General features: G+C 59.2%; 13 protein-coding genes and 1 tRNA gene. 4 read left to right on the top strand and 10 right to left on the bottom strand.

Annotated features, from left to right (window positions below; all coding sequences use genetic code 11):
- Positions 1-27 precede the first annotated feature (27 nt).
- Positions 28-1428 carry a D-serine/D-alanine/glycine transporter gene (cycA, locus tag ACP39K_RS12520; RefSeq protein ID WP_028128006.1) on the bottom strand — a complete coding sequence of 467 codons (1401 nt, stop codon included), beginning with the start codon at positions 1426-1428 and terminating at the stop codon, positions 28-30.
- Between the two features lie 349 nt (positions 1429-1777).
- Between cycA and ACP39K_RS12515 the strand changes: the two genes are divergently transcribed.
- Positions 1778-1853, top strand: a tRNA-Lys gene (locus ACP39K_RS12515).
- Between the two features lie 215 nt (positions 1854-2068).
- Here the strand turns inward: ACP39K_RS12515 and ACP39K_RS12510 are convergent.
- A complete protein-coding gene (locus tag ACP39K_RS12510; protein WP_048794578.1) occupies positions 2069-2578 on the bottom strand; it encodes a DedA family protein in 510 nt (169 codons plus the stop codon).
- 74 nt (positions 2579-2652) lie between these two features.
- Positions 2653-3891: an MFS transporter gene (locus ACP39K_RS12505; RefSeq protein WP_405050733.1), complete on the bottom strand. Its 1239-nt coding sequence runs from the start codon at positions 3889-3891 to the stop codon at positions 2653-2655.
- Between the two features lie 451 nt (positions 3892-4342).
- Here ACP39K_RS12505 and ACP39K_RS12500 point away from each other — a divergent pair, with 451 nt between their 5' ends.
- Entirely contained in the window at positions 4343-4645 is a 303-nt protein-coding gene (locus ACP39K_RS12500) for a putative quinol monooxygenase (protein ID WP_048794581.1), read from the top strand.
- Positions 4646-4772: 127 nt separating this feature from the next.
- On the opposite strand, the gene ACP39K_RS12495 is transcribed toward ACP39K_RS12500, so the two are convergent.
- The 7 genes from ACP39K_RS12495 to ACP39K_RS12465 form a co-directional block, all read right to left on the bottom strand.
- Complete coding sequence (locus tag ACP39K_RS12495; RefSeq protein ID WP_115116610.1) at positions 4773-5315, bottom strand: hypothetical protein; 543 nt, start codon at positions 5313-5315, stop codon at positions 4773-4775.
- The gene (locus ACP39K_RS12490) at positions 5299-5865 is read right to left on the bottom strand and encodes a GNAT family N-acetyltransferase (RefSeq protein ID WP_060444295.1); all 567 of its coding nucleotides are present in this window, start codon (positions 5863-5865) and stop codon (positions 5299-5301) included. Before ACP39K_RS12490 ends, ACP39K_RS12495 begins: the two co-directional genes overlap by 17 nt.
- A gap of 123 nt (positions 5866-5988) precedes the next feature.
- Positions 5989-6708 (bottom strand): enoyl-CoA hydratase-related protein, encoded by a 720-nt coding sequence (locus ACP39K_RS12485; protein ID WP_016928259.1) that lies wholly within the window; start codon positions 6706-6708, stop codon positions 5989-5991.
- Positions 6701-7873 carry an MFS transporter gene (locus ACP39K_RS12480; RefSeq protein ID WP_261267224.1) on the bottom strand — a complete coding sequence of 391 codons (1173 nt, stop codon included), beginning with the start codon at positions 7871-7873 and terminating at the stop codon, positions 6701-6703. Before ACP39K_RS12480 ends, ACP39K_RS12485 begins: the two co-directional genes overlap by 8 nt.
- Positions 7870-9081, bottom strand: a complete 1212-nt coding sequence (gene hemA / locus ACP39K_RS12475; RefSeq protein ID WP_015377390.1) for a 5-aminolevulinate synthase — start codon at positions 9079-9081, stop codon at positions 7870-7872. Before hemA ends, ACP39K_RS12480 begins: the two co-directional genes overlap by 4 nt.
- 15 nt (positions 9082-9096) lie before the next feature.
- The gene (locus ACP39K_RS12470) at positions 9097-10308 is read right to left on the bottom strand and encodes an acetyl-CoA C-acyltransferase (RefSeq protein ID WP_060444297.1); all 1212 of its coding nucleotides are present in this window, start codon (positions 10306-10308) and stop codon (positions 9097-9099) included.
- Between the two features lie 9 nt (positions 10309-10317).
- Positions 10318-11847 carry a 3-hydroxyacyl-CoA dehydrogenase NAD-binding domain-containing protein gene (locus tag ACP39K_RS12465; RefSeq protein WP_497008546.1) on the bottom strand — a complete coding sequence of 510 codons (1530 nt, stop codon included), beginning with the start codon at positions 11845-11847 and terminating at the stop codon, positions 10318-10320.
- 335 nt (positions 11848-12182) lie between these two features.
- Here ACP39K_RS12465 and ACP39K_RS12460 point away from each other — a divergent pair, with 335 nt between their 5' ends.
- Together ACP39K_RS12460 and ACP39K_RS12455 are read left to right on the top strand one after the other, a co-directional pair.
- Complete coding sequence (locus ACP39K_RS12460; protein ID WP_028128010.1) at positions 12183-12899, top strand: LuxR family transcriptional regulator; 717 nt, start codon at positions 12183-12185, stop codon at positions 12897-12899.
- 180 nt (positions 12900-13079) lie between these two features.
- Positions 13080-13508 (top strand): universal stress protein, encoded by a 429-nt coding sequence (locus tag ACP39K_RS12455; protein WP_004927993.1) that lies wholly within the window; start codon positions 13080-13082, stop codon positions 13506-13508.
- The last annotated feature ends 133 nt before the right edge of the window (positions 13509-13641 follow it).

The following is a 13641-nucleotide window of genomic DNA, read 5'->3' as shown; positions in this document are numbered from 1 at the left end:
GGGCGGAGAGATCCGCCCCTTTTTGCATCACGCGGTTTTCTTCTTGCGCAGGAACACGTAAGACAGGCCGAGCACGATGAACCACAGCGGGGTGACGATCAACGCCTGGCGGGTGTCTTCGCGCAGCGACAGCAGCACCAGCACGAACACGAAGAACGCCATGCACACCCAGCACATCAGTTTGCCGGCAGGCATCTTGTAGATCGATTTCTGGTGCAGCGCCGGGCGCCGTTTACGGTAGACCAGGTACGAGCACAGGATGATGGTCCAGACGAACATGAACAGAATCGCCGATACGGTGGTCACCAGAGTGAAGACCGTCATCACGTTCGGGATCAGGTAAATCAACACCACTCCGCCCAGCAGGCAGATGCAGGAGAAGGTGAGGCCGTTGGCCGGCACTGCGCGCTTGGACAGGTTAGCGAACGATTTCGGCGCGTCGCCTTCCTGCGCCAGCCCGAACAGCATGCGGCTGGTGGAGAACACGCCGCTGTTGGCGGAAGAGGCGGCGGAGGTCAGCACCACGAAGTTGATTACGCTGGCCGCGGCCGGCAGGCCGATCAGCACGAACAGCTCAACGAACGGGCTCTTGTCAGGCACCACGGAGTTCCACGGCGTTACCGACATGATGACGATCAGGGCGAACACGTAGAACATGATGATGCGGATCGGAATCGAGTTGATGGCGCGCGGCAGCGACTTCTCCGGATCCTTGGTTTCCGCGGCGGTGGTGCCCACCAGCTCAATGCCGACGAAGGCGAATACCGCGATCTGGAAGCCGGCGAAGAAGCCGCTGATGCCTTTCGGGAACATGCCGCCGTCATTCCACAGATGGGTGAATGAGGCCACGGTGCCGGTCGGCGACTGGAACTGCATGGCGATCATCACCAGCCCGGCGACAATCAGCCCGACGATGGCGACGATTTTAATCATCGCAAACCAAAACTCCATTTCGCCGAACATTTTCACCGTCGCCAGATTAAGGCCGAGCAGCAACAGCACGCACAGCAGTGAAGCGATCCACTGCGACAGCTCGGGGAACCAGAACTGGGCGTAGGCGGTGATCGCCACGACGTCGGCGATGCCGGTGACCACCCAGCAGAACCAGTAGGTCCAGCCGGTGAAGAAACCGGCCCACGGGCCGAGCAGATCCGCGGCGAAATCGCTGAACGATTTGTATTCCAGATTGGACAGCAGCAGCTCGCCCATGGCGCGCATCACGAAGAACAGCATAAAGCCGATGATCATGTACACGAAGATGATCGAAGGGCCGGCCAGGCTGATGGTTTTACCGGAGCCCATAAACAGACCGGTGCCGATGGCGCCGCCGATGGCGATCAGTTGAATATGTCGGTTAGTGAGGTTTCGCCGTAGATGATCTTCTGAAGCGGGCGTCGCGTCAGTCGCTATTTTAGAGTGATCTACCATCTGATGATGTCCTGTTTTACCTGTCATTAGTGAAGTCGTGAGCTCTGAAGTGGCTCTTTTTTATACATTTATCCGGTTGGTCCGGCTTTAGTAAGGTAGTGCAATAACGCCACCTTTGTGCAACATGTTTACAACATTTATACGTGGGATAAAAGTCGATCAATCTTTACACGGAGGAGGCAAATCGGACGTTCAGGGAGCGGAAGATTACTCTTCAAAAGATGGGATTAACAGACCTTATGCGGCTTATCTCGTTGATTAAACAAAGGGTTGTAAAATTCGCATGAGAAAAAGTAATGAGTGGAAGCGTTTGACAGCGGCACTGACGAGGAGGGCAACTTACCGCGTTGGGTCATTAGCTCAGTCGGTAGAGCAGTTGACGCTTAATCAATGAGGCACAGGTTCGAACCCTGTACCACCCACCAACCAAATCAGCGTGTTACGCTCAGGCTTTTCTTTGCTTGTTCCCTCATTGCGCCGTTTTAAGCGCGCTTTTTGCAAAAAAATTCGCATTTTTCGACTGATGTTCAGAAAGGTGATCTGGCGCAAACTGCGGTGTCGCACCGCAGTTTATACGGCAAGAGAGGCTGTGCGCTGGCGCAATGTCGGCGTAGGGGCGAGCCATTTGCCCAAGAATCTTTCAGGTCAAGAAGCGGGGGAATAAATGCGCCGCCGACATCAAAAGCAGCGCCCAGACGGCGGCCGAGAGCGCGGCGGTGGCATAGACGCGCCGCGCCGGCAGTTGCAGCATGCCGGCCATCAGCGGCACGGTGTAACGCATCACCGCCAGAAAACGCGAGGCGAACAGCAGCGGTAGTCCGCGCTTTTGCAAGGAACGTTGCGCTTTGCGCAGCGGGGCGTGAAAGCGTGCCGGCAGCCGGCAGCCAAGATCGCGGCCGTGCAGCCGTGCGCCACAGTGGAAAGACAGGATCGAGCCCAACGCGGCGCCGAGGGCGATGGCCGCCCAAACCGCGCCGAAGGGCAGCGCGTGCTTGCCTGCAACGATGCCCATCAGCAGCGTCACCGAGGCGGGCGGCAGGGCGGAAGACACCACGATCACGGATTTTCCTAGCGCGAACAGGAAAATCAGCAGCAGCAACATCCCCGGTTCCGGACTGTATTTGGCGATAATGTGCGTCAATTCATCCATTTAACACCTGCGGGCGAGAGGGCTGAGAGCCAGTGTCCCATCCGCAGGTTCAATAAGGGTTAAATAACGCGCCGCTATCCGGCAATCTCCGCGTCTTGCTTGCTCACGTCGGCGCGCCGGTTTCTGAGCGTCCACAACAGCGTGGCGCACAGCAGCGAAAAGGCGGCCAGCACCAATGGCCCGGCATGCGGGCTGTGAAAACGCTGTTCCGCCTCCGTGCGGATCAGCGGGGCTAAAAAGCTGAATGCGGCGCCGAGCGTGGTGCAAAAACCGATGCCGGCCGCCAGCGCCGGGCCGGTGAGCACCTGCGCGGGAAACGTCCAGAAAATCGGCTGCACCGCCAGGAAACTGACTGCGCAGCAGCTCAGGGCGACGATGGCGAGCAGAGGGCCGGCATAGGAAGACACTACCAACCCCAGCGCCGCGGCGACCATGCACCCGACGGCGATCGGTAATCTTCTGGCGGTGTTTCTGTCGGCATAGCGCGGCAGGAAATAGACGCCCAGTGCGGAGAACGCCCAGGGGATGGCGGCCACCAGCGAGGCCTTGAAGCCGAGATGGGTGCCCATCAGTGAAGCGACCTGCGACGGCAGGAAAAACATCAGGCCGTATACGCCAATCTGCAGGGTGCCGTAGATCAACGCCAGATGCCAAACGGTGCCGCTGCTCATCGCCGCTTTGACGCTGCTGGTTTCGGTCTGCTGCTGTTCATCGGCCAATTGTGTCACCAGCGCCGTGCGTTCTTCCTCGGTCAGAAAGCGGGCCTGCCGTGGGTTATCGTCGAGATAGAAAAAGGCGAAGATGCCGAGGGCGACGGCCGGCAGCCCTTCCAGCACGAACATCCAGAACCAGCCGGGTTTACCCAACACGCCGTGCATCTCCAGCAATGCCCCCGACAGCGGTGAGCCGAGCGTCAGGGCCGCCGGCACGCCAAGCACGAAAATGCCAATAACCGAGGCGCGCACCTTATTGGGAAAATAGATCGACGCCAGCAGCAGGATGCCGGGGTAAAAGCCGGCTTCGGCGATCCCCAGCAGAAACCGCAGAACGATAAATTGCTGTTCATTGGTCACCAGCCCGGTGCAGGCCGACAGTGCCCCCCACAGCGCGGTGGTGGCGCTGAGCCAGCGTTTGGCCCCCCAGCGGTTCATCAGCAGGTTGGCCGGGATGCCAAACAGCGCATAGGCGGCAAAAAATATTCCGGCGCCCAGTGCAAAGGCGGATTGCGACAGTGCGATATCGATGGCCATCGCGTCCTTGGCAAAGCCGACGTTAACCCTATCGATAAACGCGATGAAGTACATGGCGAACATCAAGGGCACCAGTCTGCGCCAGGTTTTGCGAATGGCGGCGTTGAGCGCAGGAACGGCATAGGTGGCGTGATTCACTGGCGGTAACCTCTCTTCTGAGAATGACAAGCGTCGGTCATAAGGACCGTCCTGGCGCCGTTGCCCTCAACACGACGGTAACAGCGGACTTTCTTCGTGAGCCTTAAAGGTCTAATGGTCAGGCCTTTAAGGATGAAAAAAATGCCGCATATCGGGTCGGCAGGTTAATGCAGACATCACCATGGTGAATGGTGTGTTGCTTTTTTGTTAATCAGACGTTCACACAGGGCCAGGGCGCGTTCAAGCGCTTTGATCGAGATCTGTGTGCGCTATCACCGAATTGGCAACCCGGCGATAGACCTGGAGTATGGCGCTTTCATCTCGGGAGTGAGGGCGATAAGGTGAGGCACGGCAAAACAGAATGCAGGAGCGCAACATGCTGAAGGTCATCGCTGAAGATTTTATCCACCCGGAACACATTGACACCGTTATGCCGTGGTATCGCGAGCTGGTGGAGAAAACCCGTCAAGAGCCGCTGAACATCAGTTATGAACTGTGCATCGACCAGCAGGATCCCGGGCATTTTATTTTTATCGAAAGCTGGCCGGATCGCGCCGCCCTGGACGCGCATTGTCAGACCGAGCATTTCACCCGGCTGGTGCCGCAGATCAATCAGTATCAACGCAAGCCTTGCACCTTCCTGTTTATGCAGGCATTTCCTGAAACAGGTGATAAATAGGCGAAAAAATCCCCGCAGGGGGCGGGGTTAATGGCTTCTCACACTATCTTGTTGTGATTAAAAAATAGGCTGATAATGATTTTCATTCTCTAAGAATGCTCTTAAATTAATCAATCTAGTGAATGATTCACCGCCTGCTTTCGCTGGCGGTTTTAATGGCGCGCAACATACGGCGCCGTATCAACCCGCTCACCAGGCGAATAGCATACCAATAGGGGGTAAACCGCCGCCGGCTGGCGTCGTCGGGGCAGAAGATGCGCGTTTCCGTCACCAGACGACAACGCCCGCCCTCGGGGGGGCTCACGACATAACCCAGCGCCAGTTTGGCGACGCCGGGCTGAGCGAAGGCCAGAAAGCCCGCCCCGTCAGCGACCTGCTCCAGACCGTATTCAGCCTGCCAAAAGCGGCCGATCAGGCCATAGACCAACGCGCTGTCATCCTGCTCAAGCAGGCAAAAGTTATGCAGGCCAAACGGCGGCGGGGTGGGCGTTCGGCGCGGCATTAGCCGCGCAGGCAATTCGCGCAGCGCTATCATGCTGCGGAAGAAACGATCGTGCTTGGGATCGTAGGCGGCCACGGCCGCCAGGATCCTCGCCTGCGGCGCGGCGATGGCGATCGCATGCCGTTCCGAGAACTGGTATTGCCCAAGGTATTTATTCAGCAACGTCATGCCTTGCATTCTCCCGCCATTCACTTTGCAGCAGGGCGAAACCGAATTCGTCGCCCCATGCGCCTTTGAAAAACACGTTTTGCCGCCAATAGGCCTCGCGCCGAAAACCCAGTTTGCCGAACAGCGTGGCGGCGGCAAGATTACGCGCGTCCACCACCGCAGTAATACGGTGCTTCGCCAGCGGCCCGAACAGCAGAGCGATGACGGCGGTCATCGCTTCGCGCGCCAGTCCTTGACGCTGGTGGCTGGGCGCGAAGGTCACGCCCAGTTCAGCCTGGCGCCCCTCATCGAAGAAATGCACCGCGATATCGCCGAGCAACGCGCCGTCCTCGCGGCGTTCGACCGCCAGTTGAAACCAGCTGTCGTCACGGTTGAATTCGAGCCGCCGTTGCTGTGCGAAAAAGGCCTGTGCCTCGGCGGCGCTGTAGTCGCTCCAGCTTTGATAGCGCGCCACGTCAGGGTGGCTGCGGTAGGCGGTAAAGTGGGGCAGATCGTCGGCGGTGAACGGGCGCAGGATCAGTCTGGGGGTCAGCAGAGGCAAGTGGCGCATTGTTTTTCCTTATCAGCGCATTAGGGCTACCGGCAGTGTAGCCCAGCGCCGAGAGGCGGGCTGTGTAAAATGAGCGGTGGAGGACAAACGGGAAATGCCGGTTCAGGCGAACCGGCAGGGGCATTATCGGCGGGCGGCGGCCTGACGCAGGCGCTCGACCGGGCCTTGTTGAAAATCGAATGAGGGGGCTTCTTGCCGTGCCAGCCCCTGGCGCACAATGGCCTTAACCGCCTGGCTGGCGGCAAGATCTTTTCCGGCGATCTGTTCGGCGATGCGCAGCGCCTCTTCCCGGGCCGCCCCCTCGCTGATGCGAGAAATGGCGCCGTGTGACAACGCCTCCTGTGCGCCGACGGTTCTGCCTGTCAGCAGCCAGTCGAGCGCGACATAGGGGGAAATACGCGCCGGCAAGCGCGCGCACCCGCCTTGTGCGGCGACTAATCCGAGCCCGGTTTCGGGGAAGCTGAAGCGCGCGTTCTGGCCGGCGACGATCAGATCGCACGCCAGCGCCAGCTCAAATCCGCCCCCGAACGCGATGCCGTCAACGGCGGCGATGATCACCTTGGCGATCTGTGCATGGATCAGCCCGCCAAACCCCTCCGGCGTGACGATGGGCAGTTCACCCTGATGAAAGGCGTTGATATCCATGCCGGCGGAAAATACCGCCGGTTGACCGGCCAGGACGATCGCTCGCACCGAGTCATCGTTATCCGCCTGCCGCAGGTAAGTGCGGATCAGCTCGGCCATCTGCAGGTTGATGGCGTTTTTTTTCTCCGGCCGATTGAGGGTGATGACCGCAACCTGCGCGCCATAACGTTCGTAAAGCACCGGCGGTGATTCACTCATCGCTGGCCTCCCCGTGGAAAAAGATCAGCGTCAGCAGCAGGGCGATGGCGCCGAGCGGCAGCGAAAACAGCGGCAGGTAATAGGCCGGCAGCGCGTAGAGCGCCAGGCCGCCCAGCATGCCGCCCGCCGCGATGCCGGCGTACAGTACCGAGCTGTTGAGCGATACGGTCAGCGCGCCAAAGCGTTTCGATAGCGACAACAGGTGATGCTGGATCGGCACCAGATACATCCAGCCGGTGATGCCCCAGACCAGAAAGATGGCCAGCACCCACCAGGGGGAAGTGACATAGAAGGCCAGCAGAAACAGGGACAGCGTCTGGATCGCCACGGAAAACAGCAGCACGAACTTGCTGCCGAGGGCATCGGTTAACGCGCCGGAGGCAAAATTGCCGATCACCGCGCCAATGCCGAACACCAGCAGCGCGAGGGGCAGGATCGCCTGCGGACCGAACTGGGTGTTTTTCAGCAACACGCTGACGTAGCTATAGACGATGTGTTCCGAGCAAACGGCAAAAAAGGTGATCAGCAGCGTGGTCAGCACCGCCTTTTGTCTCAGCGGGGCGAGCCGCTCTTTCAGCGAATGCTTGCCCGGAGGCGCAATGGCCCGCAGCGCCAGCGACAGGCCCAGCAGCGCAATCGCCCCCAGCAGGGAGATGAACAGGAAGATTTCACGCCAGCCGATCAGTTTGGCGAGAAAGGTGCCGAACGGAATACCGAGCGCAATAGCCAACGTCATGCCCCCATAGACGATGGAAATGGCCAGGCCGCGGCGTTTTTCCGCCACCAGCCCCACCGCGGCGGCGGCGGCCTGCGGCGTGTAACAGGCCGCCCCCAATGCCGCCAGCACTCTGCCGAACGAGATCTGCAGGTAGCTGGTGGCCCAGGCGCAGGCCAGGTTGCCGGCGATGAACAGCACCAGCGCCAACTGCAGGATATGCTTGCGGTTGACGTTGCCCAGCAGCCAGGCGGTGAGGGGGGCGAACAACATATAAGCCAGCGCGAATACCGATATCAATTGCCCCGCTTGCGCGGGGCTGACGGCAAAGGTATCGGAAATGTCGCTGAGCACGCCGGCGACGATAAAGGCGTCGGTGCCGATAGCGAAGGTACCGGTCGCCATCAGACAGAGCGTGATCAGATGGCCGTTATAATCCGCTAACTTCATCCCGCCCTCCGCAGATCGTTCGCCGCCCAGACTCGTCCCAGCGCCGCCAGGAAGGTCTCCACGTCGGCATGGGAGTGCGCCGAGGTCGGCGTCACCCGCAGCCGCTCGCTGCCTGCGGGCACCGTCGGGGCATTGACCGGTTGCACGTAAATATCGTGCTCATCGAGCAGCACTTTACTGATGTGTTTGTTGCGGTGCGGATCGCCGACCAGCAGCGGCAGGATATGGCTGTCAGCCGACACCAGCGGGATGCCGGCGGCGCGCAGGCCGGTTTTCAGGTGATCGACGATCGCCAGCAGGTGTTTGCGTTGGGTGTCATGCTCGAGGTTGTATTTAAAACTGGCCAGCGCGGCGGCCACCACCGGCGCCGGCGACGAGGTGCTGAAGACGAATGCCGGAGCCCAACTGCGCACGGCCTCCACCACTGAGCGGGGCGCGGCGATATAGCCGCCCGCCGCACCGTAAGATTTGCCGAACCCGCCCTGAATAATGGTGATTTTATCCAGCAGGCCCAGTTGTTCGGCGTAACCCAGCCCCCGTTCGCCATAGACGCCGGCGGAGTGGATCTCGTCGAGATAGGTCAGCGCCTGATACTGCTCCGCCAGCGCCACGATCTGCGCCAGGGGGGCGAAGTCACCGTCCATGGAATACAGCGACTCGAAAGCGATCAGCTTTGGCCGCGCTGGATCGGCGGCCTGCAGCAGCTCGGCGAGGTGCGCCACGTCGTTATGGCGGAAGATTTTTTTCTCCGCCTTGCTGTAGCGTATCCCGTAAATCATCGAGGCGTGATTCAGCTCGTCGGAGAACACGATCAGATCGGGAATGGCGTCGCACAGGGTGGACAAGGTGGCGTCGTTGGCGCCGAAACCGGTGGTGAACAGCAGCGCCGACTCTTTGCCGTAGGCGCTGGCCAGCAGCGTTTCCAGCTCGCTGTGGTAGACCGAGGTGCCGGAAATGCTGCGGGCGCCGCAGGTGCCCAGCCCGACCCGGTTAACCGCGTCGGTGGTGGCCAGCAGCACTTTGGGGTGGTGGCTCATCGCCAGATAGTCGTTCGAGCACCAGACGTTGAGACGGCGCTCACCGTGATGGCCGTGGCTGGTGGCCCAGGGTTTGTCCTGCACGCCGCGTTCAAGGTTGAGGAACTCGCGAAAACGCCCCTGTTTTTTGGTTTCCGCCAGCTTTTCTTCAAGAATGTTCAGTACGCTCATCGTATGTTCCTTGTGTTAAACGGCTTTAAGGTTTAATGACAGCCCCTGACCGACGCCGACGCACATCGTCACCAATGCGTTGTTCGCCTGTTGGTCGCGTAATTCCAGCGCCGCCGACAGCACCAGGCGCGCGCCGGACATCCCCAGCGGATGACCGAGTGCGATGGCGCCGCCGTTCGGGTTGACCCGCGCGTCGTTGGCGCCGATACGCCAGTGTTTCAGCGCCGCCAGAACCTGTGAGGCGAACGCTTCGTTAATCTCGATGATGTCGAAGTCGTTCAAGGTGAAGCCGCCGCGCTGCAGCAAGCGCTCGGTTGAGGCGATCGGCCCCAGCCCCATCAGCGCCGGTTCAACGCCGGCGGCCGCGCTGTCGCCGATCTCCGCCAGCGGTTGCCACCCCTGGCGTTTCACGTAGCGACCGGAGGCTAATAGCAGCGCGGCGGCGCCGTCGTTGATGCCGGAAGCGTTGCCTGCGGTGACCGAACCGCCGGCGGAGAACGCCGGTTTCAGCGCCTGCAGCTGTTGCAGCGTGCTGAGCCGGGGGAATTCGTCCTGCGCGAATGTGCGGGTAGTTTTACGATCCGCCGGCACGTCCACGGGCGTGATTTCCCGCGCCAGCCGGCCGCTGTCGATCGCCCGGCGGGCCTTCTGCTGCGAGGCCAGCGCGAACAGATCCTGTTCCTCGCGTGAGATATGTTGCCGTTGGGCCACGTTTTCCGCCGTGATGCCCAGCGGATCGCTGCCGTAGCGCTGCGCCAGCCGCGGGTTAACAAAGCGCCACCCCAACGTGGTGTCGTACAGCTTTACCCCCTTGTCGAACGGCGTTTCGCCTTTGCTCAGCACATAGGGCGCGCGGCTCATGCTTTCCACACCGCCGGCCAGAATCAGTTCGCTGAGGCCGCTGCGGATTTTCGCCGCGGCGTAGATCACCGCATCCAACCCGGAGGCGCAAAGGCGGTTGAGGGTGATGGCCGGTACCGACGGATCCAACCCGGAAAGCAGCGTCGCCATGCGGGCGACGTTGCGGTTGTCTTCGCCGGACTGGTTGGCGCAGCCCAGAACCACTTCGTCCAGATCTGCTTCCGCCGCGGGATGGCGCTGCAGCAGGCCGCGAATGATCGTCGCCGCCATGTCGTCGGGACGGGTATGCGCCAGGCTGCCGCCATAGGCGCCGATCGCCGTGCGCGTGCCGTCGATCAGATAAACGCCGTCATCGTTAATGCTCATCATGGATCCTTAAGGCGTGGTCGTCAGCGCCGGTTGCGCGGCGTGCAGAAGGGTGTAATGCGGCGCATAGCGCGCCGCGTGCAGCAACTGAGCCAGATTGCTCAGCGTTGTCCTGACGTTTTTCTCCCCCAGTTTGCCGAGCCAGTCGAAAATGCCGCCGGCGTAGTTAACGCCCGCGACGGCGGCGACATCGATGTCTTCCCGGCTGCAGACGCCGCTTTCCACCATGATCACCGACTCATTGATCAGGCTGCTGAGGACGCGGGCGACGATAAGCGCCGGAGAGTCCTTGATAAATTCAACCTGCGGGATTGCCGTGTGCAGCAGGCGTAAAAACAGCGCCTTATTGGCCGCAGAGGCGTGGCGGCTGTGCGCCGCCGCCAGATACGTCGTGTCGGCGTAGTTCAGGGCTACATCGACCACAAAGGCATCCGCTGCCGTCTGCTCGGCCAGTTGGCTCGCCGTGCGGCCATCGGTGATGCTGACGGTGAAAGCGTCATTGATCTGGACGGCCGACCCCAGCCCCGGTAATGCCGGCCGTTGTTCCACGCGCAGCTGTGGCCACTGAAGCGCGGCTCGCTGCTGTAACAGGGTAAAAAAAGGGTGCTCGCCGTAAACGCGCAGCGTCTCGACGTCTGCATTGCTGGCGGCCGTCACCGGCGGGGCGGTTTCTTCGGCGGCAAAATAGGAGCGGCCGTTCTTTTTCCCCAACAGACCGGCATCGACCAGTGAACGCTGCAGATGACCGGGGGTATAGCGCGGGTCGTATTGCATGTCCTGCCAGATTTGCCGACTGACCTGATAGTTGATGTCTTGGCCGATAAAATCGGTCAGCTCGAGCGGCCCCATGCGGAAGCGTCCGCCGGCCTTGAGGGCGCGGTCGATCTGCGCCGCGCGCGCCACGTGTTCTTCCAACAGGCGGAACCCTTCCAGGTAGTAGGGGCGGGCCATGCGATTGACGATGAACCCCGGCGTGGCCTGGCAGACGACATCGTGTTTCCCCAACGCCGCCACCAGTTGGCGGCAGCGTTCGGTGGTGGCGTGCGCGGTAAAGTAGGCCGGAATGATTTCAATCAGCTTCATCAGCGGCGCGGGGTTGAAAAAATGCAAACCGATAAAGCGTTCGCTGTGCGTCACCGCAGTAGCCAGCTTGTTAAGCGACAGTGAGGAGGTATTGGTGGCGATCAGCGTGTCGGGCTTGACCACCGCGGCGATGGCCGCCAGCACCTCAAGTTTGGTTTGTTCTTGCTCGGCGATGGTTTCTATCACCAGCTCGCTGTCGGCGATGGCCTCAAACACTGAAGTGAACATTAGATTGGCCAGCACCGCGCCTTTATCCTGCAGCGCGATCTTGCCCTGTTCGACTTTCTTGTTCAGGTCTTGCGCGATATATTCGCGAGCCTGATTGAGGGTATTGCTGTTGCGATTATAAAGCACCGTGCGAATGCCTTTTTGCGCGAAAAGATAAGCGATGCCTCTGCCCATCGTTCCCGCGCCGATAATCGCAGCCGATTGAATTGCCGCATTACTTTCTGCCATAGAAAATCCCCGTCACTGTATGCCATGCGAAATTCGCAAATGCTTATTATCTCTTTGGATTTACGGCGGCACTGGGTGCCTGTCTGGAAAGTAATTGGTGGTGTCCTGGCTGTCTAACGGTAGAAATGACAGGTTTACGTGCCGAGGAGAGTATGCTATTCGCGTAGTTTTCCTGTTCGGCGCAATAAAAAGGCTTATTTAAAGGGGAATAGCTGTTTTCGTTATAGCGTTGGTATTTTTTATTATATGAAACGGCTACTGGCGCCGGGCGGCGATATTCTATAGTGAACCTGACCTATCGATAAATCGACATCGCTATCTGGAGAACCTGCGTTATGGATACCCGCACTCAACGGCTCATGGCGGAGGTGATTGGCAGCCTGGCCGATCGCGAATGCTTTCTGACGCAGCTGGGGCCCTGCGCCGAGGCGTTGGGGTTTGATTATTTCTCTTACATCGTGTTTTCCTGTTATCCGGCCAGCAGCCCCAAGATGCTGATCGAAGGGAATATTTCAACGAACTATCTCGAAGATTATCGGCGGCAGCGGGTGTATTTGCAGGATCCGGTTATTGAGCGTGCTCACCATTCCACGCTGCAGTTCCAGTGGGACGAAAGCTTTTATCATGAGCGGCCGACGCTTTGGCGGCGTATGGCGCAATTCGGCCTGTGCGCCGGTTGGTCGCAGTCGGTCAAGGATTGCTATGGCAGGTTGGGGATCCTGACGTTTGCCGGTAAAGCGCTACCCGAGCAAACGCCGCAAGTGCGTGCGGCAAATGAAACTTTTTTCCTTTGGCTGGCGCAAACCGCCCATAAAACGCTGCGGGAGGCCTTGATATCGGTGAATGATGACGCGATAAAAGATGTGCTGACGCTGCGCGAAAAAGACATTTTACGCTGGTGCAGCGAAGGGAAAACGGCGGAAGAGATCGCGTTGTTGATGGGGGTGAGTGAGCGCACGGTCAATTTCCACATCGGCAACTCGATTAAAAAACTTTCTGTCGCCAATAAGACCGCCGCTACCGCCAAAGCGGTTTATTTACAGCTGATTTAATCTCGAGTAATAAATAATTAAGCGCCTATCCGTTATCGGTGTAATGTTTATATTTTGTTAAATTAAAAACTATCCTTATCAGTATTTACCCCCCGATCACAAAAGCGTGATAAAGCGATTCACCGCGCCCGTGCGCGGCAGTATTCTGTTGGCACCCGGTTTACATAGAAAGGACGTGATATGTACAAGACTATTTTAGTGCCGATCGATATTGAAGAGGACCTGTTGACCGAGCATGCGCTGAAGCATGTGGAATATTTGGCGAAGATGTCCGGCGCTAAAGTGCATTTCTTCCATGCGCTGCCGGATGCTTCGGCGTTTGTTACTGCCTATTCGTTTGGTCTCAAGGAGTTTGAGAATCAGGCGGAGGTGAAGGCGGTGGATAGACTGAAGAAAATCATGTCGGAAATCGATCTGCCGTTGGATCGCCTCAATTACACCGTCAGCTTCGGTTCTGCACGCGATCAGGTGTTGGAACTGGCGGAAGAGATCGACGCCGATCTGATCATCATCGGTTCGCGTCGCCCGAGCGTGAAAACCTATCTGCTGGGGTCCAACGCCGCCGCTATCGTTCGCCATGCCAATATTTCGGTGATGGTGGTCAGATAATCTATCTTAAACTCACCATTTTCGGGCACGTTCTGCGGTTACCGGCCGGCTGCAGAGCGTGCTTTGCGTTTTATTGCCATCCCAGTCTGAACTGCTACGATTTTAGCTGACGTTTTTATGCCAACCGGGCCAC

The organism is Serratia sp. EC4 (genome assembly GCF_059652115.1).
This window is presented reverse-complemented; position numbering and strand designations above follow the sequence as displayed.

Bases quoted from the DNA above. Each gene is read 5' to 3' on its own strand.
- ACP39K_RS12505 (WP_405050733.1), bottom strand. From the start codon at position 3,891: ATGTTCGCCATGTACTTCATCGCGTTTATCGATAGGGTTAACGTCGGC.
- ACP39K_RS12480 (WP_261267224.1), bottom strand. From the start codon at position 7,873: ATGAAGTTAGCGGATTATAACGGCCATCTGATCACGCTCTGTCTGATG.
- ACP39K_RS12455 (WP_004927993.1), top strand. From the start codon at position 13,080: ATGTACAAGACTATTTTAGTGCCGATCGATATTGAAGAGGACCTGTTG.
- ACP39K_RS12500 (WP_048794581.1), top strand. From the start codon at position 4,343: ATGCTGAAGGTCATCGCTGAAGATTTTATCCACCCGGAACACATTGAC.
- ACP39K_RS12465 (WP_497008546.1), bottom strand. From the start codon at position 11,847: ATGGCAGAAAGTAATGCGGCAATTCAATCGGCTGCGATTATCGGCGCG.
- ACP39K_RS12460 (WP_028128010.1), top strand. From the start codon at position 12,183: ATGGATACCCGCACTCAACGGCTCATGGCGGAGGTGATTGGCAGCCTG.
- ACP39K_RS12510 (WP_048794578.1), bottom strand. From the start codon at position 2,578: ATGGATGAATTGACGCACATTATCGCCAAATACAGTCCGGAACCGGGG.
- hemA (WP_015377390.1), bottom strand. From the start codon at position 9,081: ATGAGCGTACTGAACATTCTTGAAGAAAAGCTGGCGGAAACCAAAAAA.
- ACP39K_RS12490 (WP_060444295.1), bottom strand. From the start codon at position 5,865: ATGCGCCACTTGCCTCTGCTGACCCCCAGACTGATCCTGCGCCCGTTC.
- ACP39K_RS12495 (WP_115116610.1), bottom strand. From the start codon at position 5,315: ATGACGTTGCTGAATAAATACCTTGGGCAATACCAGTTCTCGGAACGG.
- ACP39K_RS12470 (WP_060444297.1), bottom strand. From the start codon at position 10,308: ATGAGCATTAACGATGACGGCGTTTATCTGATCGACGGCACGCGCACG.
- cycA (WP_028128006.1), bottom strand. From the start codon at position 1,428: ATGGTAGATCACTCTAAAATAGCGACTGACGCGACGCCCGCTTCAGAA.
- ACP39K_RS12485 (WP_016928259.1), bottom strand. From the start codon at position 6,708: ATGAGTGAATCACCGCCGGTGCTTTACGAACGTTATGGCGCGCAGGTT.